General features: G+C 59.7%; 17 protein-coding genes. 16 read left to right on the forward strand and 1 reads right to left on the reverse strand.

Features of this window, described 5'->3' with window-relative positions; all coding sequences use genetic code 11:
• Positions 1–87 precede the first annotated feature (87 nt).
• The 14 genes from B0G71_RS28760 to B0G71_RS28825 all read left to right on the forward strand — a co-directional run bounded on the left by B0G71_RS28760 (position 88) and on the right by B0G71_RS28825 (position 15,788).
• Entirely contained in the window at positions 88–1,869 is a 1,782-nt protein-coding gene (locus B0G71_RS28760) for a type I secretion system permease/ATPase (RefSeq protein ID WP_116146027.1), read from the forward strand.
• 14 nt (positions 1,870–1,883) lie between these two features.
• Positions 1,884–3,248: an HlyD family type I secretion periplasmic adaptor subunit gene (locus tag B0G71_RS28765; RefSeq protein ID WP_116146028.1), complete on the forward strand. Its 1,365-nt coding sequence runs from the start codon at positions 1,884–1,886 to the stop codon at positions 3,246–3,248.
• A gap of 1 nt (position 3,249) precedes the next feature.
• Positions 3,250–4,719, forward strand: coding sequence for a TolC family outer membrane protein (locus B0G71_RS28770; RefSeq protein WP_258875681.1), 1,470 nt, complete (start codon positions 3,250–3,252; stop codon positions 4,717–4,719).
• Between the two features lie 1,751 nt (positions 4,720–6,470).
• The gene (locus B0G71_RS28780) at positions 6,471–8,750 is read left to right on the forward strand and encodes a DUF4214 domain-containing protein (RefSeq protein WP_116146032.1); all 2,280 of its coding nucleotides are present in this window, start codon (positions 6,471–6,473) and stop codon (positions 8,748–8,750) included.
• Between the two features lie 152 nt (positions 8,751–8,902).
• On the forward strand, positions 8,903–9,166 hold the full coding sequence (locus tag B0G71_RS28785) for a DUF6447 family protein (protein ID WP_116146033.1): 264 nt from the start codon (positions 8,903–8,905) through the stop codon (positions 9,164–9,166).
• Between the two features lie 170 nt (positions 9,167–9,336).
• Positions 9,337–9,468 carry a hypothetical protein gene (locus B0G71_RS42130; protein WP_258875682.1) on the forward strand — a complete coding sequence of 44 codons (132 nt, stop codon included), beginning with the start codon at positions 9,337–9,339 and terminating at the stop codon, positions 9,466–9,468.
• Between the two features lie 43 nt (positions 9,469–9,511).
• Positions 9,512–9,760 carry a hypothetical protein gene (locus B0G71_RS28795; protein WP_116146036.1) on the forward strand — a complete coding sequence of 83 codons (249 nt, stop codon included), beginning with the start codon at positions 9,512–9,514 and terminating at the stop codon, positions 9,758–9,760.
• 25 nt (positions 9,761–9,785) lie between these two features.
• Complete coding sequence (locus B0G71_RS28800; protein ID WP_116146037.1) at positions 9,786–10,127, forward strand: hypothetical protein; 342 nt, start codon at positions 9,786–9,788, stop codon at positions 10,125–10,127.
• Between the two features lie 3 nt (positions 10,128–10,130).
• Entirely contained in the window at positions 10,131–10,352 is a 222-nt protein-coding gene (locus tag B0G71_RS41505) for a hypothetical protein (protein WP_116146039.1), read from the forward strand.
• Between the two features lie 366 nt (positions 10,353–10,718).
• On the forward strand, positions 10,719–11,756 hold the full coding sequence (locus B0G71_RS28810; RefSeq protein ID WP_181916839.1) for a rod shape-determining protein: 1,038 nt from the start codon (positions 10,719–10,721) through the stop codon (positions 11,754–11,756).
• Positions 11,757–11,887: 131 nt separating this feature from the next.
• Positions 11,888–12,604, forward strand: a complete 717-nt coding sequence (locus B0G71_RS28815; RefSeq protein WP_158608189.1) for a DUF2968 domain-containing protein — start codon at positions 11,888–11,890, stop codon at positions 12,602–12,604.
• Entirely contained in the window at positions 12,601–12,729 is a 129-nt protein-coding gene (locus B0G71_RS42135; RefSeq protein ID WP_258875683.1) for a hypothetical protein, read from the forward strand. The genes B0G71_RS28815 and B0G71_RS42135 overlap by 4 nt, the downstream gene beginning before the upstream one ends.
• A 386-nt stretch (positions 12,730–13,115) precedes the next feature.
• Entirely contained in the window at positions 13,116–14,534 is a 1,419-nt protein-coding gene (locus B0G71_RS28820) for a hypothetical protein (protein WP_147308716.1), read from the forward strand.
• A 474-nt stretch (positions 14,535–15,008) separates the two neighbouring features.
• A complete protein-coding gene (locus tag B0G71_RS28825) occupies positions 15,009–15,788 on the forward strand; it encodes a sensor domain-containing diguanylate cyclase (RefSeq protein WP_404935412.1) in 780 nt (259 codons plus the stop codon).
• A 14-nt stretch (positions 15,789–15,802) separates the two neighbouring features.
• Here the strand turns inward: B0G71_RS28825 and B0G71_RS28830 are convergent, their stop codons facing one another.
• On the reverse strand, positions 15,803–17,254 hold the full coding sequence (locus B0G71_RS28830; protein WP_116146044.1) for a PLP-dependent aminotransferase family protein: 1,452 nt from the start codon (positions 17,252–17,254) through the stop codon (positions 15,803–15,805).
• A 546-nt stretch (positions 17,255–17,800) separates the two neighbouring features.
• Between B0G71_RS28830 and B0G71_RS28835 the strand changes: the two genes are divergently transcribed.
• Together B0G71_RS28835 and B0G71_RS28840 are read left to right on the forward strand one after the other, a co-directional pair.
• Positions 17,801–19,057, forward strand: a complete 1,257-nt coding sequence (locus B0G71_RS28835) for an EAL domain-containing protein (RefSeq protein WP_258875685.1) — start codon at positions 17,801–17,803, stop codon at positions 19,055–19,057.
• Positions 19,058–19,121: 64 nt separating this feature from the next.
• Positions 19,122–20,573: a PLP-dependent aminotransferase family protein gene (locus tag B0G71_RS28840; protein ID WP_116146047.1), complete on the forward strand. Its 1,452-nt coding sequence runs from the start codon at positions 19,122–19,124 to the stop codon at positions 20,571–20,573.
• Positions 20,574–21,595 lie beyond the last annotated feature (1,022 nt).

Raw genomic sequence — 21,595 nt, forward strand, 5'->3', positions numbered from 1 at the left:
GGCCGACGCTGCGGTGTCGAATAACCAACAGATCAAAATTGCAGACCAGTCGGGAGGTGTCGCGATCAGCTAGCGCGGCAACAGCAAATGACCAAGAAAGTCCGGGTACCGTCGAACGAAATCATTCAGGCGCTGCTGGGTTACCGTCGTGTGTTCCGCACGGTGGGGATCTTCAGCATGCTCATCAACGTGCTGATGCTCGTGCCGTCGCTCTACATGCTGCAGGTCTACGATCGTGTTCTGCCCAGCCGTAATGGCGTCACACTCGCGATGCTCACGCTGATGATGCTGGGCATGTATGCGTTCTCGAGCGTGCTTGAGTACGTACGCAGCTTCATCGTGATACGGGTGGGCGGCAAGCTCGACATGCATCTGAACAGTCGCGTGTACACGGCGGCGTTTGAGACGAACCTCAAGCAGCAGGGCGTCAATGCAGGTCAGTCGCTCAACGATTTGACCACGATCCGCCAGTTCGTGACGGGCAACGCACTGTTCGCGTTCTTTGACGCGCCGTGGTTTCCCATCTACCTGGCAGTCATTTTCCTGTTCAACGTCTGGCTCGGCGTGTTTTCGCTGGCGGGATCCGTCGTTCTCATCGCGCTCGCTATTGCCAACGAACGGGTCTCGCGTCGTCCACTGGCCGAAGCAACCGCGCTGTCGATCCGCTCGAGTTCGCTTGCGACCGCGAACCTGCGAAACGCCGAAGTCATCGAAGCCATGGGAATGCTGCCCAACCTGATGTCGCGCTGGTCGATACTCAACGCCGGCTTTCTGGCCCGGCAGGCGGAAGCCAGCGAGAAAGCCGCGATGGTCGGCAATGTCACTAAATTTTTCCGCCTGTCGCTGCAGTCGCTGATCCTGGGACTGGGCGCCCTGCTCGCGATTGAAGGCAAGGTGTCCCCGGGCATGATGATCGCCGGCTCGATCCTGATGGGCAAGGTTCTGGGCCCGCTGGAAATGGTGATCTCGGTCTGGCGTCAGTGGAGTGGCGCGAGAAGTGCATATGACCGCCTCGTCGATCTGCTCGAGAACAACCCGGTGCGCCGTATCGGCATGAGTCTGCCGCCCCCGACAGGTCGCCTGACGCTCGAGGCGGTGAGTGCCGCGGCACCGGGCTCGCGTCTGCCTGTGGTGCACGGCCTGTCGTTCAACATCGACGCGGGCGACATCGTGGGCGTTATCGGGCCGAGCGCCTCCGGCAAGTCCACACTCGCGCGGCTCATGGTGGGCGTATGGCCCGCCGCTGTCGGAACGGTGCGACTTGACGGAGCCGACATCTACCAGTGGGACAAGGATCAGTTGGGCCCGCATATCGGTTACCTGCCACAGGACATCGAACTGTTTGGCGGCTCAATCGCCGAAAACATTGCGCGCTTTGGCCAGATTGAATCTGACAAGGTCATCGAAGCGGCAAAGCTCGCGGGCGTTCACGAGATGATCCTGCGTTTGCCGCAGGGCTATGACACGCTAGTGGGTGACAGGGGAGCCGGCCTGTCCGGCGGCCAGAAACAGCGTATCGGACTGGCCCGCGCGTTATACGGCGACCCGTCTTTTATCGTACTCGATGAGCCGAACTCGAATCTCGACGAGACGGGCGAGGCAGCACTGAAGCAGGCGATCGAGCGCCTGCAGGCCGCGGGCAAGACCGTTGTCCTGATCACCCATCGCACGAGCATCATTGCGGCGACCACCAAGCTGCTGCTCCTGGTGGAGGGTCAGCTCAGGATGTACGGCCCGACTGCACACGTGCTGGCTGCGTTGCAGAACGCTCCGGCCCAGACGGCAACTGCACAACCTGCCGCCGCGGGCCCGACCCAGCCCGAACATCCCCAACCGTCCGCCGCTGACACGGCGGAGGCGACCGTCTGATCTGCAGGGTTTCCATGTTCAATTTTCAAAGCAGGAAGGCGGCGGTGCCCGCCGTCGAGGTGCTCGGCACTGCATTGCCGCCCGTGGTTGATGTCGACGAATCGCGATACGTGAAACTCGGCTGGACAGTCGTGCTGGTGGGCATCGTAGGTTCGCTGCTATGGGCGTCATTCGCTCCCCTCAGCAAGGGAACTGCAGTTCAGGGTACGGTGGTCGTGACCGGCAATCGCAAGACAATCCAACATCCGACGGGTGGCATCATCCGCGAGATTCTCGTGCAGGACGGTGATGAAGTGAAGGCAGGCCAGGTGCTCGTCAGGATGAACGACGTTCAGACGAGGTCCCAGGCCGCCACCGTCCGTTCGCAATACCTGACAGAGCTCGCAATGAAGGCACGCCTCGTCGCGGAAGCGACGAACGCGAAAGAAATAGCGTTTCCGCCCGAGCTGATGGATCGTGTCGCAGCGCATGACGAAGAGGCCGAAGATGACGTCAGGCTGCAACAGCAACTGCTGATCACACGCCGGCTGGCACTGAAAGCGTCGGTCGGCGCGCTGGCGGAAAACATTGCGGGCTATCGCGCCCAGCTGGCAGGCCAGAGCGACTCCCAGGTACAGCAACTGGCAGAACGCAAGACGCTGCGGGACCAGCTGGCCGGCGTGCGGCAGCTCACGAGCGAGGGGTATGTGCCGCGCAGCAAGCTTCAGGACCTTGAACGTCAGGAGGCCGCCCTCAATAGCGACATCTCCAGACAGACTGGCACCACTGGACAGCTGGCAAGCCAGATGGCCGAAGCACGCCTGCACATCGCGCAGATGCAGGAAGACTACATGAAAGATGTCCGCACCCAGCTTAGCGAGGTGCAGCGCGACACCGGGGCCCTGAAAAGCCGTCTCGCTGAAAGCGAGTTCCAACTCGCCAACACAGAGGTCCGCTCTCCGGTCGACGGAACGGTTGTGGGCGTAAACGTGTTCACCGACGGCGGCACGGTCGCAGCAGGCGCGAAGCTGATGGAGGTGGTGCCCAGCGGCGAGCCGCTCGAAGTGGAAGGCCAGTTGCAGGTCAACCTGATCGACAAGGTTCACAAGGGTCTGCCGGTCGACATGATGTTTACCGCCTTCAACCAGAACAGTACGCCGAAGATACCGGGCGTCCTCACCTTTGTATCGGCAGACCGTCTGGTGGATGACCACACGGGCGCACCGTACTACCGGGTTCGCGCCAAGGTGACGCCGCAGGGCATGAAACTGCTGCGGAATCTGAACGTGAGGCCCGGGATGCCGGTTGAGATGTTCGTCAATGCCGGCCAGCGCTCCATGCTCAGCTATCTGCTCAAGCCGCTCATCGATCGCTCGCACACCGCGTTGACGGAGGACTGACGTGCAACGTGTGCTTATAACCTTGACGGGACGCAGGTCGATCTCCACCTGTTCACGCCGGCTTATCCGTACGGCGCCCCAACTGCATGCTATCGCGCTTGCAATATCGTTTAGTGCAGCGCTGATCGCACCGTGCACGGCGCACGCACTCAGTCTGGCAGAGGTCTATGACGCTGCGCTAGGTCACGATCCGGTGTTCGCAGCAGCGGCAAAACAGAAAGAGGCCGATGATGCCAACGTGGCAATTGGCCGCTCATACCTGCTGCCGAACGTGTCGGCGAACTACGCCAAGTACCGCGATGTGACCGGTACGACGTATTTTGGACAGCCACAGGGCGACGTTTCAGTTCACCAGGTCTATGGAGCGTATTCCGAGGGTCTTTCACTGCGCCAATCCCTGATCAACTTTGAAGGCGTAGCGCGTTACCGTTACGGCAAAGCAACAGCTCTCGCTGGCGATGCGACCTTCGACGACCGCAAGCAGGAACTGCTCGTGCGCGTGCTGGGCGCTTATACGGATACCGTCTTTGCTCAGGAGCAGCTATCACTCGCAACGGCCCAGAAAAAGGCGTTTGACGAACAGTTCGCCGGCAACCAGGCGATGTTCCGGAACGGCGAAGGCACGCGCACGGACATCCTGGAGACCAAGTCGAAGTCGGAACTCGCACAGGCAGACGTAGTCGATGCGCGCGACGCTGTCGACAATGCAGCGCATACACTCGAGGCAATGACGGGCCTGCCGGCTTCGCTCGACGTCGCCGGTCTTGACCGGCTGAATGATAACTATCGGCCGACGCTGCCCTCGCCCGTTGGCTTCGACGAATGGCGGGATATTGCTCTTGAGAACAACGCCCAGCTGATCGCCGGACGGCACTCTCTGGAGGCCGCGCAGCAGCAGGTTAAAATTGTAAAGGCGGGCTTTTATCCGCGCGTCGATCTGGTCGCCAGTATCGGCAAGAACCAGTCTAATACGGTGGAGACCATCGGCCAGCGCTATTTGACCAAGGCGATCGGCGTAGAGGTGACGATACCGCTGTATTCAGGCGGCCTTGTGCAGGCCTCGTCGCAACAGGCTCAGGCTAACTATGAGCGGGCGGAGTTCGAGTTGCAGGACAAAACCGACAAGGTGTTACTCGACTTACGCAAGCAGTACAACGTGTGCGTCAGCAGCCTGACACGCATCAGTGCGCTCGAAAGTGCAGTGGAGTCCGCCACCGTGCAGATTACGGCTACGAAAAAAAGCGTGCAGGCCGGCATGCGCACGAATCTGGACGTACTGACAGCGACACAGCAGCTATATCAGGCCAAGCGGGATCTGGCGCGCGCGCGCTATCAGTACCTGCTGGCCGAGCTGCAACTCAAACGTGCGGCAGGGACGCTGACGCCACAGGATCTGTATGAAATCGCGCAGTGGTTCGTTCCATCTGCCCAGATGGCGAATGTTACAAGGTCGATGCCGCTCATACACTGAACATCGACACCTCGCCCGCTCGGTTTTCCGCGGTTGGGCGGGATTCAGGCACCGCCTCGCCGGTGCGGCATGCGTCGACGGCACCGCATGACAGTCGCTGCTGAGTCGGCGCACTCAGCACCGGCAGGTGTACTGAATCTGCGGCGATGTGGTCTCCCCGGCCGCCTATCGTTTGATCTGCTCAGGCGGGGTCTTCTACCGACCCCAGTCGGATGCAAGCGCCCTCCTCCGCAACGAACCTTGCATTGCCGCATTAATGAGCGGACAGCCGTTGCCATTTAACTTTAAATTGTGCCCGTCCGCACAATCTTCCGTCGACACCTGCTCTAAATTAGGGGACCTTTTGCGCATCAGCTAAGCGGTTGGTCAGCTTGCTGCTGCGCACACTCCTTGAAATAGGCCTATGGCATCTCATTCGAACACCAAGGAAAGAGCGTCACGCAAGCGATGCGGTCCGCAATGCTGCATTGTCGGCTGGACCATTGAGCCAGCCTCAGTGCCGGGCCATGTGCGTCTGTCGTTCTCCGTGGCTGACCAGTCAGGTGACCGCGTCCGCTCATCAAGCACGCGACATTACCTGTTGCAATGCGAGCGGATAGTGGATCTCATCCGGGAACTCAACGGTACACTGGAACACTCCAACGCCAGTTGGGTGCTAGAGGAGCAGGCGTCAGAAGCCGGATCACAGGTTCTGGCAGATCCGACATCTGAGCCAGACGCTCGGGAGCAAGACTCATCCGGACTGCCTAGCCACTTTCTCCTCGGCGCCTATGGCCTCGTCGGAAACTAGTCGCGCGGGTGAATGTATTAAGCGGCCGCTCTTTGCGTTACGCAGCATTCATTGGCTTCCAGCTTTCCCCGTAAATCCCTTTGCGACGACCACATCGCGTTTCCCGGAACGTCTTCTGGACGCATGTAAGTGGCGCGTTTTTCACGCTTTGCATAGCGGCTAAATTCGCCGCTGGTGAGAGCCTTTTCGACTACGTCGACAGCAAATTTTTCGATCTGTGATATCCGTCACAAGAAATAACGGGTCATTGAATTACTATGGACACTGAATGTGGGCTTTTTAGCTTTAGCCCGCGCTCACCCCGGTCGGTCAACCGGAAGGTCTCGGATTACCTCAATGGCGGCTGACCGTAGTGATGGTCGCCCGTCCGCACTCTCGGCAGGACGGAGGTTTTGCGCCCACGTACAACACGTGGGCTGCTTTTTCATTTCCGGCTCCATGAAATCGGTGCGCTGTCCGTCGGCGTAGAACCGCTTTACCATAAAGAATACTGCGCCGGATGCTCCCGACGTGCACATCTGAAGCGGAGTGCCGGCACCAACGCGCTTTTCTGTCTCTTAGCCTCCTCATTTCCCTAGGCTGCTGGTATCTGGAGCGAGGCGACGGATTGTTTCTCTTCATCGGCGACCGAAGCACTGTGAAGGCGCCCGCCGATCCGGGGTAATGCCCTGCCAACTCTATCTCTTCAGGCGTGCGACCCCTCTGGAAGTCTGCATTTCCTCGTCTGACTCGTTCGCTTATCTCTTTCATGCGCTGCGTCCGAAACTTTCATTAGCTATTTGCGAATTTGTGAGCCACATCACACATTGCCTGCGCCGGACATGGAAAATCCGCAATGCGTTGTCGGTGTCGTGGGCTAGGGACTTATTGCCAGTAATAGGCAAGTCGGCTCCTGCCACAGCATGGAATTGCCGACGCGTCACACGTGTGATTCAGATAAACCTTTATTGGGAATGTTCAAATGGCCGCATTGTCCTACGCCGAACAAGTACAACAAGCATATCTGGCCTATTACGGCCGCCCCGCTGACCCGGCAGGTCAGCAATACTGGGTTAACCAGCTGACCGCTGCGAACGGCAACCTGAATTCGATCATCAACGCATTCGGTAACTCGGCTGAGTCGACCGCTCTCTATGGCGGCTCGAGCACGGCCGCGCAAGTCAACGCGATCTATCAAACGCTGTTTGGTCGTGCTGCTGACGTGACCGGTCTGAACTTCTACGTGAATGGCATCGTCAACGGCCAATTCACGCTCGCTTCAGTCGCTCTGAACATCTACAACGGTGCAACTGGTACGGACGCAGCAGAACTGACTGCAAAGCTGGGCTACGCTGACTCGTTCACCGCAGCGCTGACCCAGTCGGCTGCTGGTCAAGTCGCTTACTCGGGCAACGCAGCAGCGAACAACGCTCGCGCAGCGGTCGCATCGGTTGTCGACTCGACTTCGCAAGCTACGGCAACCGCAGCTCTGTCGACGACGGTCGCAAACATCGGTACGGGCGCGGTAGCACAGACGTTCACGCTCACTACGGGTGTGGATACGCTGACGGGCACGAGCGGCAACGATGTGTTCGTCGCTGACAACACCGCCGGTTCGGGCAAGTACACGAGCGGCGTGGCGGACTCGATCAACGGCGCTGGCGGCGTCAACACGCTGAAGATTTATAGCGATGGCCTCGCAGGCGGTCAAGCTTTGCCGGGCCTGACGAACGTCCAGAATCTGTGGATCAACAATGCTGGCGCAAGCGTCGACGTCTCGAAGGTTGCAGGCGTGACGTCGCTGCAAATCGACGCTCCGGCGGCAGCAGCCACGACTTTCACGCTCGCAAACCAGAGCTTCACGCTGTCCAACGACACGACGACCGGTCGCACGTACACCATCGCATCGACGACGGATGTGTCGGAATCGGTAACGCTGAGCAACGTTTCGAATGCGGCGGCGAACACGCTTGACCTGAGCGGTTCGAAGGTCACGACGTTGAACCTGACGGCGACGGGCGCAGCTGACGCTATCTCGCTGACCAACACCGGTGGTGCACTGACGACGATCAACGTGACTGGCGACAAGGCCTTGACGCTGACGGAGTCGATCGGTACGGTGAAGGCGGTGAATGCAAGCGCGGATATTGGCGGTGTGACGCTCGACGCGCACGGTGCAGTTACGCTCGCAGGCTTCACGTTCACGGGCGGCGCAGGCAACGACGTGCTCAAGGTGGCAGCAACCGAATTCGGTACGCTGACTTCGGGTGCACAGTTGGATGGTGGCGCCGGCGTCAACACACTGGCAATCAACGATGCGACTCTGTCGTCTTCTGTCTACACTGCCCTCAACGCGACGAAGAACTTCCAGATTCTGGAACTGGACTCGGCTGCAACGGTCGACGCGTCGCAGATCACTGCTGGATTCGCGAACCACTTCGCAGTCGCTAACACCGGCGCCAACGTTATTAGCAACATGGCGGATGGAAGTACCGTCGACATCACCGCTGCATCGACGACGGACAACTTCGGCGCTTCTGTTGGCGCCCAGACGTTGAACCTGAACATCGGCACAGCCAAGTCGGCAGGCTTGAACGTCGGTACCGTTACGACGGGCTTCGGCACCATCAACCTGTCGTCGAACGGCACGGCTGCAAACACGATCGCATTCGCGAATAACGACAATGCGAAGATCGTTGTCACGGGTTCCGACAACCTGACGTTGAGCGTCGCCGCAGGCACCACGACCGGCGACAAGATCGACGCGAGCGCGTTCACCGGTAGCCTCACGGTTACTGGTAGCAACCAAGGCGACGTCATCATCGGTGGCTCGGGCAACGACACGATCACTGCAGGTGCCAAGTCGTCGACGCTGACGGGTGGTGCCGGTGCTGACAACTTCAAGGTTGGTGCCACGGCTTACGGTGCAGCTGGCCAGATGGACACGATCACTGACTTCGCGAAGGGTTCGGATTCGCTGACGCTTGGCGTGCATGGTACGGCCGCATTCAACAGCACGGCTGTCAATGTTGCTTCGGCTAGTTCGTTCACGGCTGCTCTGAACACGGCGGTGAACGCCTTGGCCGATGGCACGACGAACGCGCAGGTCAACTGGTTCCAGTACGGTGGTAGCACGTACGTGGTGGAGAGCCAATCGGCTGCCCACGCGACCGTCGCCTCGACCGACACGGTCGTGAAGCTGACGGGTGCAATCGACCTGAGCACGACGCATATCACCGGCGCAACGGCTGTCTTGGCGTAAAGGCAATACCGCTAAAGTCAGGTAGAGGTCAGGTCAAGCGTTCCACGCGTTCTTGACCGTCCTCTAGCCGCTTGGCTGAATCAAACCCCCGCTACTCAAAAGGCAGCGGGGGTTTTTCGCTTACATGAAAACACCCTTTTCCGAGTAATTCCATGTCTTTACCCGAATACATCACCCTGAACGGCACGAACTACGCCACCGCCAAGCTGTCCGCAGAAGCCCACGCGCAGGTCCAGAACATCCAGGTCGTCGATGTCGAAATCGCCCGCCTGCAGCAGCGACTGGCTATTGCTCAGACCGCCCGCAATGCCTACAGCAACGCGCTAGTGACTGCCGTCAAGGGTAGTGCATCCGAGGTGCGAGCCCCCGAGAAGAAGCCACGTTCGCCACGCAAGCCCAAAGCCAAGGCCGAATGAGACACGCGAGGCTGACGGACCGTCGAAGCGCTGCGGGACGAGAAGTTGCAGGCCAACCTGGATAACCCGGCAAAGTTCTCCGCAACAACCACTGTCGTCTTTAACCACTCCACCTCATGCACGATATGCACAGCATCAATCGGAGCCAGTCGCTTGACTACGAGGCACACATGCTAGCGCTATGGAAGACGAACTGGATCCTCATCGGCACCCTGAAAACCATTCAGGAGAGTCTATCCCTGGACGATCCGCAGCAGCGTGCCATCTTCGACCGCATTGAGGAGGCGCTTGGACGAATATGAATCAGACGCTACAGGCACCCGCCCACGGCATGCGGGAGAACGCATGATGCCACCATTACTTATCCCCGTAGGGCGCTGGAAGGTTCACGCCGAATCAACGAGCGAGCAGGCCTCCGTTCATCTTTCCGGCCGGGCGCTTTCAGGTTCTCTCATAAGCGACCTCAGACAGCACGAAGTTCAGCTGACGCCAGACCAGGCCCACGAGCTGATTTCCGGACTGAATCTGGCACTGCTGGAACTCGAGCTGCAGCGCACTGCCGATCTGGCCCGGCGTGCCGAGGGCGCCGAATAGCCGCCGTCATCGCTCCCGGACAAACATGTCAGACGCAACGAACCTCACGCCGGTGGCGGAAGACGCCCACGCTTCTTCGCACGTACCGGTCCACGACTGGCAGATTGACTCGACGAGCGCGCATATCGCAATGCGCCTGTCCGCAGAAGGGGTATCGGACGGTTCTATCGCCGCTGGCGAACACGGCTTCCGGCTGGCGCCGGAGCAGGCACGCCAGATGATGCGCGACCTGAGCGCAGCGGTGTTCGCTTCGGACGTAAAACGGCTCGCTGAGACTGGCAACGAAGGTGTCCATCAAGACCGGCCGCACCTTGGCACGCGAGTGCATGATCGACTCCAAAGCAAATCGACCGTATCCAGGGAGTAGTCAGTGAAGAAAACGACGCTACGGACGCTGATCAGAATACTCGGCGTTATTTCTCTACCGGAGCTTTTACTGAAAGGCGCGGAACTTCTTGGTTGGCCGATTTCCCCGATCCAGGGAGAGCCGCTGTTCTGGTCAGTCGTCGGGTGCGCAATCTTGGCCTGGTCGGAACTCGATTGGAGACGCGAGGCGAGGATCGAAGACAGCCAGCGCAATTCTCAGTCGTAGCTTGATCAGGTTATGCCGCCATGTCACGACGCCGACTCGGGCATCGGCAACTGTGCTTGCATGTGTAGAAGTCTGGACTTGATTCGACAGCCGCTGTCAGTCGTCGGTCTCAGTTCGGCCATAATCGGTCACTCTAGTGTGTCTCGTGAAGCGTCGACAATCTTCAAAAAACACATCCAGTTTGAGAGGTTTTCGATGCGTTGAGCCTTCGTGCAAATTAAAGAATTGTGAACCTTGGCCGATAACTACGACGTTGACGCAAGATTTTCGTTTCATTGGAAAATGGTTGCGTACGCACACATAACCACATAACAACTCATCGGCGAAGTCAAGAATGGATGATCGGCTTACAGCTACGCACTTTTCATGTCGATAGGGCGCTTGTTGCGCTTCCGCCCAGCGGAACTTGCCCTCGACGTAGGAACGGCAAACACGCGAATTCATATCTCCGGGGCCGGCCTGGTCCTGAGTCAAGCATCTGTGCTGTGTACTCATGGACGCGACTCGTTAAGAGCGGGCGGGCGTCCGACAGTGTCCGTGGGTGACGAAGCCAGGAGAATGCTCGGCAGGCTGCCGCAGAACATCGAAGCCATCACGCCAATCCGGGGCGGCGTCATCTCGAACTTCCCGGCAAGCGAGCAGATGATCCGGCAATTCGTGCGTCACGCTCGCAAAGGCCGACGGCTGACGAACGCGGCACGAATCACCGTCACCGTCCCGGGCGGCGCGACCCAGGTGGAGCGCCGCGCCTTTAAGGAAGCGGTGCACGGTGCCGGTGCGTCCCACGTTGCGTTGTTCGCGAGGCCGCTGGCCGCAGCCCTCGGCGCCGGACTCGCCATCTCCGAAGCGACGGGTTGCATGGTCGTCGACGTTGGCGCCGGCACGACTGAGATCGGCGTCATTGCGCTCGGCAGCGTCGTGCGCGGGGCATCCGCCCGCGTGGGAGGTGACACGCTTGACCAGGCCATCGTCAACTACGTTCGCCGCACGCACGGTTTGCTGATCGGCGAGCACACCGCGCAACGAGTCAAGCTGGAGATCGGCGGCGCACTTCCACCCAAGGACGATCTTTTTACGGGCGTGATCGGCCGCAGCCTGGCCGAAGGCGTCCCGCGCTCCATGACACTATCGAGCCAAGAGGTATATGAAGCGTTCATCGAGCCGCTCGATCAAATCGTGTCACTGCTAAGACGCGTTCTGGAGAGCACCCCGCCGGAGCTTGCAGCCGACATCGCCGATCGCGGGTTCATGCTGACCGGCGGGAGCGCCATGCTGAGAGGCCTCGATCAACGCCTGCGCGAGGAAACGGGACTGCCCGTGGCGGTCGCTGAACAACCGATGACGTGCGTTATTCGCGGCACCGGGCTCGCGATCGATACGCTCGATTCTCACTTCTTTGCGTAGCGGGCGCACCAACACACATCGCCCAGAATTTTCTTTAGCGTATTTCTCTGAATCAATACACGGCCATGCGACACACACGAACCAAATCGCTCCGCTTCACCGCATTGACATTGGCGTTAACCGCAGTCCAGATGCTGTCCGGCGCCCATGCTAACGAGGCCGCAGCTGTTTCGGGCGCTTCCGATGCGACTGTACAGGTGCCGTTAGGGCAGTCAGTCGGCTCAGCTCCCGCAAATCTGTCCGCGACGGCCGCATCGGCTAGCGAGCAAACGGGCGGTGACATTTCGACACTCACCCAACTTGTCCAACAGGGACGAGTGACGCCGCTTCGCTCGACTGTGGCTGGCAACTACAGCGCGACGCTGTCATTTTTCGGTCGCGATCTAGCCTACTATGTCGCGATTTCGCAGCAAAATACTTACTGGCGGGTAATCACAACGCAGAACAAGAAACGGGCTGATGCAATATACGCCGACTTTGTGGCGCAGGCCGAACGCCTGGCCGCCGCGCAAGAGAGGAGCGCTGAGCTGGCAGCGCAGGAAGTAGCGACCCAGCGGTTGATCCAGCAGGCGCAAATCAAGGCACAACAGCTACAGGCGGACGCCCAGATCGCTCAGACGCAGCGAGACGAAATCGCCACACAGCAAGCGCAGGCCGCAGAGCAGGTCAAGAACCTGAAGGCCGAAGATCAGGACGCGCGCAAGAAGCTCTCGCAAATCAGGCGTCAGGTTGTTGGGCTGCAGATCGCGTCCAATTTGGGGCTCCCGCCGGAACATCCGGCACGATTGCACAAGACCAGAAAACACGCTCAACACACCAAAAGCGACACGTTGGCGACGGCGCAGTGAACCATGCGGATTCGAGGGTGCGTGAAGAGCCGCCTCATGGCGTCAGAACCCCGTGGCTGCTGCGCAGCAACCTGCTGGCCTATTTGCGCGATGCACAGGCGGACGCGGAAACGGAATTCACCTGAAACAAAGAATGTCCGATCCCTTTGCGCACCGCGACGGATATGGTCACGACGCCTTCTTTGTCCACGACGCAAAGTCGAAACGCCAGCGCCTGATCGTGCGGTGTCGGTATGCTCGTGCATGCTCCCGAAATACATGGAGCGTCACCCTGGCGAGCTGGATGCCATTCTGCCCATTGCATGAGGCGGCACGCGGCCAGAAACGGGTCTTCGACATCTCCGCCCGGATTGCCGACAATCCGAAGTGTACGAGTTCATCGGCAACCAAATGGACACTCTGCCGAGCACGTTGGCGATCTGAGGGAGCGCCTTGTATGATCCATCCTTGGCCCGATTACGCTGAGCTGTAGCGGATCCGTCGTTTTACCAGAAATGGGTGGGACTTTTTCATGTCAATGTCGATGTTCACAGATGTCGACAAAGCCCCCCATACCCGACTCACTCCTATAAAAACTATCCGCGTGACCTTAGCCTCACCCAACCTGCACCCAAAGTCCCGTTATTCGCCGCTGCTGCCGATCGACTGTCTCGCCGCGGCGATCCTCATAACGCTGGTATGGTCAGTCCTGTCGAACAAACCGTTCTCTGCCGATGGAGCATCGTTCTTCATTGAAATCCTGCGCTCACGCGATGTGAGCCATATCGCGTGGTCGCGACAGTTTTCGTACGACCTAGGCCAATGGCCGATAGTGCTTGCGCTTCACTGCGGCCTGGAGAATGCCACACTGCTGCGCTTCATTTTCGGCCTCGGCTATCTGTTGCCGTTCATATTCGCCTATCTGATTGTGCGCATGCAGGTAAAAAAAGGTGCGCCCGTCGCGCTGCTACCTGCCTTTCTGTTCGGCATGCTGTCAATTACACTTCCGAACGACTTTCTGTTGATCGGCGAAAGTCAGTTTCTGTTACCGCTCGCGTGGCCCATGCTCGCGTACTTGTTGCAGCCGGGCCGGTTTTCAGCGACCGCGTGGCTGCTGCCAGTCGCACTATCTGTGCTGCTCACGCGCATGTACGAAACCCAAGCGGTCACACTTGCGCTCTTCGGATTGATCCTGCTAACCCGTTCACGCGCGCACCTGACTGCTCTTGTTCGGCAGCAACGTTACGTGACACTCAGTCTGCTAGGCCTATGTATTGCGCTATGGGCGCTTGGTGCTGCCATCGCGGCGTACTGGATCATTTATCCACGTGATCTGGCCAACCGGGGTGCCTTCCTGCACGGGATCCAGCACACGGGGCAGAACCCGGTACTCGGCGCGAGCATGCTCGCAGCGTTGTGCTTTGTTATCGGGCTGCGAAAACCCAAAGCACGTGCAGCGCTGGGTACGGTGCTGGTCGCGATCAGTTATCTATGCTGGCGCGAACGGTTCGATCTCTTTAATGCCCACATCAGCTTCGACTCGCGCGTGCTGACGCTGCTATGGTTGCCACCGCTCATTGCCCTCAGTGTATGGGGGGGCGAAGCGCGCAAAGTCACGTTCGGCGCAGCACTGTGGTTCGCTGTGGTGTCCATTGCACCATTAGCCGTCGATCTGGCCGGCACCGACGTGTGGCGCGATTATGCAGGCCAGGTCACGGACTGGGCAGCCAGACGCGACGACGGACTGGTGCCGGCCAGCGTGCATCGGCTGGACCAGCACCCAGCCAGTTGGAACTGGACATTTCCGTCTTTGAGCATCGCGCTGGGTGCACCACACGTTGGTTCAGTGCTCGAAAATGCCCCCGACGTTGCATGGCAGCCGTTCAACCCAGCGACCGAATTGCCTCTTGCTGCGTTTGCCGGCTATCGCGGGACGCTGGCACGCCGATAGGTGCGTAATCTTTGTGCGGGGTTGATTCTCCAGTGACCAATTTCTCGAATATCCTTGACCGGTTCATTGCTCGATGGATGACCGCTTACGGTCCGTTTAAATGGCCGTTCGGGGTGGGGTGCCGTCTTTCGCCACTTGCATGGTTGAGCAGCCTTCGCAGGATCTGACGGTGCCTGTCCGATGACGTCCCGACTTGTACATTGCATGACAGGCAACAACCCGCCATAAAACGCCTTGTACCGCGGATCGGCCACAGTAACCGTGTGCTGATAAGGTGCCCAGTCGGTCGGCGGCGGACGGGACATCGCACGCCAGTGATCCATGCGACAAGTTGCTTCACGGCACGCTTCGGCTAGCGGTTATACAAACCGATCGCCTATCGATGCCGTTCGTCTACTAAGCGGCATGGGGAGCCATAGGCATTGCCGGCGCGTCCACGCGCGCCGGCCCTGATCAACCCCCGTTGTCGCCGCGATGGCCGGATCAAGGCCATCGCCGGGAAACCTCGACTATCGCTCAGGCAGTCGCAGGGCCATCGAGCCGTACGTCCAGCGCGTGCTCAGCGGCGAAAGGGTCGAGTACGAGGTTGGGGCGACGCTTAACGGGAGTCAACGTGTCCTGCGTGGTGTGCTGGTGCCGCGTCGCGTGCACGATCCGTCTGCCGACGGGTACTACCTGCTGGTGCAGGATGTGACCGAACGAACGGCGTTGCTCGATCGCCTGCGGCATCAGGCGTTCCACGACGCGCTGACCGGCCTGCCTAACAGACGCTCGTTCCTCGAGAGGCTGGATGAGGCGTGCGCAGCAGGTGGCGACGGTGTGGCTGCCATCATGTTTATCGACCTGGACGGCTTCAAGGCCGTGAATGATACATACGGGCATCAGTGCGGCGACGAAGTACTGGTTGAAACCGCGCGCCGGATCAGCCGCTGCGTGCGTGGCGGGGATCTGGTCGCGCGGCATGCCGGGGATGAGTTCACGGTGCTGCTGACCGGCCCTGCAATCGATCGGGCTGCACTGGAGAGAATTGCACGTGCAATCCTGCTGACACTGAGCCAGCCCGTAACGATTGGGGCGGAGGTCATCCAGTTATCGGCCAGTATTGGCATGCTGCTGCGCGGCCAGGCAGCTTCATTGAGCGGGGAAGCCTTGTTACGCGCGGCGGATGCCGCAATGTATCGTGCGAAGGTCGCGGGCAAGGCGCGTATAGTCGTGCATGAGCTTCACGATTCACGGATCGGCGTGCCGGGTTGAGATCAACGCCCGTCTCATGCGTGCTGAACCGGACCGGCCAGCTTTGCGCCGCATCGCGATTCATCGGCGCACAGGGCGCCTAGTGTCGCGACCGCCTTATCGAGCCGTGCCGACCACGGGTATCCATAGTTCAGACGCACACGGTGTCGGAAGGCGCCATCCGCAGAGAAGATAGCTCCCGGTGCGACGCTGATGCCACTATTGAGGGCAGCCTGGAAGAGCTGTATCGAGTCTACGTGATCCGGTAGCGCCACCCATGTGAAATAGCCGCCGTCAGACCTTGTCGCCATCGTATTGGCCGGGAAATACCGGCTGATCGCGTCGAGCATCTGCGACTGCTGAAGGGCCAACTCGCGACGCAGTTTGTGCAGGAAACGTTCATAGCCGCCATGCTCCAGATAGTCGGCGATCGCGCGCTGCGCCGGCATGCTGGCCGATAGACTGGTCATCCATTTGGCACGTTCCAGCCCACCCGCGAACCTTCCGGCTGCCGCCCAGCCGATACGATATCCGGGCGCAAGACATTTCGCGAACGATCCACAATGGATGACAAGACCTTTCCGGTCGAAGAATTTGGCCGGACGCACCGGGTCCGGGCCAAAGTGCAGCTCGTTGTAGACGTCATCCTCGATGAGCGGTATGTCGTGTCTGGCGAGCAGATCAACCAGCGCCTGCTTCCTGGAATCGTCCAGTGTCACCCCGGTCGGATTGTGGAACGAGGTCATGAACCAGCAGGCGCGAACCGGATGTTGCTGCAGCGCACGCGCGAGCGCATCCAGATCATGCCCCTCCACCGGGTCAACGGGAATCTCCACTACGTTAAGTCTCAGACGCTCGATAGCTTGCAGCGCCGCATAGAACGTCGGCTTTTCGATCACGATCACATCGCCTGGAGCGGCGAGCAACTGGGCGCTTAGCGTCAGGGCTTCGAGTGCACCGCTCGTAATGATGATCTCGTCGACTGGCACCGTCATCCCTGCAATCAGGTAACGCGACGAAATCTGCTGGCGCAATCCTTCGTACCCCGGCGGCAGTCCGTCAACCATGCTGGCCAGGTGCGTTGAGCGATTGACAGTCGCGCACGACTTTCCGACGCGCGCCATTGGAAACAGCGCAGGGCTCAGGAACGCTGAACCAAATGGGACAGTGTCGGGCTGCCTGATCGTCTTGAGGACCTCGAAGACGAGGTCGGCGATGTTGACGGTCTTCGGGTCGGTACCCAGCGAGGTTTCGGCGCTTTGACGCGGTGATTCTCTGGAAATCGACGACACGAAATAGCCGGAACGCGGGCGCGCCTTGACCATGCCCCTATTTTCGAGCAGGTAGTAGGCGCGAAATACCGTCGCGGGGCTCACGCCCCATGCCTTGCACGCGGCGCGAACCGAAGGAATACGCGCGCCGGGTGGCAGATCACCGCGCTTGATGAGCTCGCTGAGTTGGTCGGCTAACCGCTCGTACCGTTTCAACTTGTGCTCCTCACAGAAAACACCACCGCGGACATCGGACCCGCCCCGCTAGCACATACACCCACAGTTAAAAGATAGCTACTTTTCGATCTGATACGGCCTTTCTTTCGCAATCTGCTTCTATTGCGGACGCACACACGCTGGCAAAGTGCGCGCAGACCGGTTCCACTTGCTTCGATGTTTCGCGTACGCGTAGCGGTCCGATCGACAACGATTTTCAAGCCTAATTCTCTTAGCGATAAATCAATGGCATTGGGGTTCCCGGCATCAACTATCAGGCGCAGCGCCTTCATCGCGCTCCGTCGTGCCTCAAGACAAGGGTTGGCAGGCGTCCTGGTCATCTGCGCAGGCACCTCGCTCGCTCTTGCAGGTCCGGCCAGTACCGGTTCCAGTCGCATTCTTACGTTTGAACGCGACGTCTGGAAACAATTGACGGACTGGCTGGCTGGTCCACCAGCGCCCCCGGTTCGCTTCGGCTCAGCCTGCGCGTTCATTGCGCAGTTGCCCGTTGCTCCCGCAGCACTTGCGGGACCGGACGCAGGCCCGATGCCCTTGCTGACTAACACTTGCGATTCCCTGGACGACATGCGTGCCGATGCCATCGGCACCGCTGCTGCAAGCACCAGATCGGCACCGAACGTTATGGCGCTGCTTAGGGACCTGCCGTGGCAAACCCGCGACCACGCTGCGGCAGTGCGAGGCGGCTTTCTGGCCTCTAACGCGGTGGCCGGTATCGCTTCGCGGGCCGACCGGTCGGAGCAGTCGCCGGAAGGACTAACGATGTCGCCCCCGGATTGCTCATCGGGTACGGGTTGTGAAACGCGAGCGATCTCGCCTTCGAGCAGCACCGACACACTCGACTTGGTGCAGCCTTTGGCGAGCCCTGCTACGCAGCATATTTCAGTATCGACCATATTGGACTTTACATTGTGGCCGCTCCTGGTGGCCGTCCTGGTCGTTGTTGTCGGTTGGGCCCTCAAAAGGTGGTTTCGCCACGACAAGTCGCTGCTGCGTGCTGCGCGTGCAGGCCTGCGTCGCGGCGAGTTCCATGTTGAGTACCAACCCGTCGTTGGCGTGAGGCGCGCCAGGTGCGTCGGCGTCGAAGCGTTGTTGCGATGGGACAACCAGAAGTACGGCGCGTTGGGCCCGGCTCACTATATGGAGTTCATTGATAACAGTAGTTTGATCGGACCGATGACGCGATTCGTCCTGTCGCGTGCCGCTCAGGAGCTGCGGGAAATCGGCGCTCCGAAATCGCTCTACCTCGGCGTTACCGCTCCCGCTTCTTACCTGGTAAGTTCCGCCTTCATTGCAGACCTGGGCGACATTGGCTCCCTCGGTCTTCCACCGCTAATACTAAAGATCGGAGCAGGCAGCGCGAGGAAGTTCAAAAAACGTCTCATCCCGATGATGGCGCAGGCGCGTGATAAAGGAATACGTTTTGCCCTGTCGGCCGTGCGTCCCACTGACGTCGGACTTGAACTGCCGGCAGACATGACCTTTGAGATGGTGAAGATTGACAGGGACGTGCTGGGAATGGATCCCGATGAGCGCTCCAGACAGCTCAATGCGTTGACGAGCATGGGCCATGAGATCGGCGCCGTGGTCGTGGTCGAAGGCATTGAAAACTCGGCGCATCACAACGTCGCGCGGGCGAGCCGTGCCGAGTTTGGTCAAGGGTTCTTCTATAGCCGTGCACTCGGCGCCAGCCGGCTGAAGGTATTTCTGGAGGCCGCCAACGCTCCGTCCTCAAAGCCAGCGGGAGCCGCAACCGTGCTCGGCTGGCGGGTTCGAAATTTCTAAATGAGGCGTTCACCTGCAACCGGAGCAAGCTGGAACAGCTCTATTTAATTAGCGTGACATAATAATGAAGCGCTATCTCCAACTGGCGACGGAGTTCGAAAACCTGATTGCGAACGGTACGCTTGAACCCGGTGTGCGGCTCCCGTCGGTGCGCCAGGCGAGCACTTCGTACCGTGTGAGCCCTTCAACCGTTTTCCAGGCTTACTACACTCTCGAACGACGAGGCCTGATCGTCGCAAGACCTCGGTCGGGTTATTTCGTCGCAAGTCGGCCTGCGGCGATGAAATCTCAAGCGATTGTTTCAAAGCGCAGTATTGATAAGGCTGATGGCGACAGCCTGATTGTCCGCTTCATTAAGGCTCAACGTCGATGCGCGCATCCCGGCCTTGGCTCTTCGGAGCCAAGTGCCCAACTGTTCCCGCTTGGCCGGATCTCGCGCTCGTTAACTGCGGCAACCCAGAGGATGGCGAGTTCCCGGAATACCTTGTCGGCGGGAAAGGCGGAAGCAGATCTGCGTCGCCAGATCGCCCTGCGCTACGTTGTCACAGGTGTTACCGTTCCAATCGACGAGGTGGTTGTGACGAGTGGCGCGCTCGATGCACTGGTACTCTGTCTGCAGGTACTGACGCGGCCTGGCGACACCATCGCAATAGAACGGCCCGCTTTCCATGGTGTACAAGATGCGGTTCAGCGCCTGCATCTGAAGGCCGTGGAAATCCCTGTCGATCCACATTATGGACTCGACCTCGGCGTATTAGCGGAGGCGTTGCGGCAGTATCCGGTGCGGGCTTGCTGGTTTATGACGACGCTGCATCAGCCTACCGGCGCGACGCTCTCCGATGAACGGAAGGAGGCGCTCGTAAGGTTGCTGGCAAAACATGGCGTGCCGCTCATTGAGGACGACGTATTTCGCGAACTGCATTTTGGCTTGGCGCCAGCCTATCCGGCAAAGCGCTTCGATTCTAACGGTCTCGTGCTGCACTGCGGTTCGTTTTCGAAGAGCCTTGCGCCTGGACTGCGCCTCGGTTGGGTAGCGGCGGGAAGATACGCGGCGAGAGTTGAGCACGCGCGTTGGCTGACGATGGCCCCGGCATCCGTGCCCGCACAATGCGCAATTGCCGACTACCTCGAGCATGCGGACTACGACCGGCTTCTACGCAAACTGCGCCGCGAACTGGCGTCCCTTCAGAGCCGGATGGTGGACGCGGTCGTCAGGTACTTCCCCAAAGGGACATTAGTGGTCCGGCCGCCGGGCGGATTCTTTCTATGGGTGGAACTTCCAGAAGGAGTCGAGGCATTGCAGTTGTTCGAGATGGCGGAAGCGCACGAAATCGCGATAGCGCCCGGTGCAATCTTTTCATGCGGCCACGAATTTCGCCGTCACATCCGGCTTAACTATGGCCGTCCGTGGACCCCCGACGTTGAAAAGGAGATCCACACGTTGGGCATGCTGGCGAGGCGAGCAATGGCTGAGCAACGGACAGCACGGCATACCAAGCGCGAAGGAGCGGAATAAATAGCAGACGAGGAGCCATGATTGAAGGCGATGCCAGATGGAGCGAAGAGGATCCGAGGCCGCCTGTGACCTGCGTCTGGCGGCAGTCGGCCGAGGGACTGTGGAAACGGTTCTCCTGTCGCCGGAACCGGACTCCCCAGCGCGATCCATCGAGGTCGCCAGGCCGGACTCACGCTAACGTAGGCGGTGGGCCAGTGCACCCGCAGATTCATGTCATGCTCAACGGCGCACCAGACGGGGAGGCGGGGATGTCCGTTGAACCCAGATGCTGTTGAAAAAGCCGCTATACGGCGTGTGCGATCCGCTAGCGAAAAAATCGACCTCTCAGGTCGGTCTACAAACCGCGCGCGAAGATCGGTCGGGGTAAGAAGACCCCCAGAAACCGCGCGAGAAAGACGGGCAGCGACTTTACCAACAACATCTCCAGAAAGCTGCCATTGACGAGTCGCGGGTCGCAAGGTCCGCTCCGGGCGTACGCCGTGAAAAGGTGGCGCTTTCCAGCGGGTTTAAGCCCCGCCCGGCAACCGCTCCAGCCGCAAGCAACCGGAGCAGTCATGGAGGTAACGAAGTGGCTGAAGCCTTCGGGTATCAGTTCCGGCGCAGCGCGTCGTGATCCAACTCACGCGTGCCTTGCCCCATTTCCCTTTATCACCTTAATCCGGTTTTCAATTCAGTCTGGTCTCAACCGTTTGCAATCCTGACGACATGCCGAAACCCCGTCATGGCCGATCACATCAAAACCTGCAACTAGTGGCTGGTCGTTTTCGGCGCCGGGTGGCAGCGAGCAAGGGGACCGTCGAGTCGCTGAGGCGGGTTGAATGAACGCCTCGTCGGCCGTTTAATCGCGGATCGGGCCTAGGAGCGGCGCTTAGGGACGACGGCATGGCCTGTCCGATGGCGGGCGCAGTCTACGCCTGCGGCGCAGGGCTGAAGCGAATGTTATGTGCTCGGAGAGCGTGGAAATTCGGCCATTGCTTGACACCGCATGAGTAGTTCGCTATTGTCTGACAACCTGATCAAAC

Source organism: Paraburkholderia sp. BL27I4N3, from assembly GCF_003386115.1.
GTDB lineage: Bacteria > Pseudomonadota > Gammaproteobacteria > Burkholderiales > Burkholderiaceae > Paraburkholderia.

Excerpts from the sequence above, each read along its gene's own strand:
- B0G71_RS28800 (WP_116146037.1), top strand. The coding sequence starts at position 9,786 with ATGTCAGACGCAACGAACCTCACGCCGGTGGCGGAAGACGCCCACGCT.
- B0G71_RS28815 (WP_158608189.1), top strand. The coding sequence starts at position 11,888 with ATGCTGTCCGGCGCCCATGCTAACGAGGCCGCAGCTGTTTCGGGCGCT.
- B0G71_RS28760 (WP_116146027.1), top strand. The coding sequence starts at position 88 with ATGACCAAGAAAGTCCGGGTACCGTCGAACGAAATCATTCAGGCGCTG.
- B0G71_RS28810 (WP_181916839.1), top strand. The coding sequence starts at position 10,719 with ATGTCGATAGGGCGCTTGTTGCGCTTCCGCCCAGCGGAACTTGCCCTC.
- B0G71_RS28820 (WP_147308716.1), top strand. The coding sequence starts at position 13,116 with ATGTCAATGTCGATGTTCACAGATGTCGACAAAGCCCCCCATACCCGA.
- B0G71_RS28825 (WP_404935412.1), top strand. The coding sequence starts at position 15,009 with ATGGCCGGATCAAGGCCATCGCCGGGAAACCTCGACTATCGCTCAGGC.
- B0G71_RS42130 (WP_258875682.1), top strand. The coding sequence starts at position 9,337 with ATGCTAGCGCTATGGAAGACGAACTGGATCCTCATCGGCACCCTGAAA.
- B0G71_RS28780 (WP_116146032.1), top strand. The coding sequence starts at position 6,471 with ATGGCCGCATTGTCCTACGCCGAACAAGTACAACAAGCATATCTGGCC.
- B0G71_RS28835 (WP_258875685.1), top strand. The coding sequence starts at position 17,801 with ATGCCCTTGCTGACTAACACTTGCGATTCCCTGGACGACATGCGTGCC.
- B0G71_RS28840 (WP_116146047.1), top strand. The coding sequence starts at position 19,122 with ATGAAGCGCTATCTCCAACTGGCGACGGAGTTCGAAAACCTGATTGCG.
- B0G71_RS28765 (WP_116146028.1), top strand. The coding sequence starts at position 1,884 with ATGTTCAATTTTCAAAGCAGGAAGGCGGCGGTGCCCGCCGTCGAGGTG.
- B0G71_RS28785 (WP_116146033.1), top strand. The coding sequence starts at position 8,903 with ATGTCTTTACCCGAATACATCACCCTGAACGGCACGAACTACGCCACC.
- B0G71_RS28795 (WP_116146036.1), top strand. The coding sequence starts at position 9,512 with ATGATGCCACCATTACTTATCCCCGTAGGGCGCTGGAAGGTTCACGCC.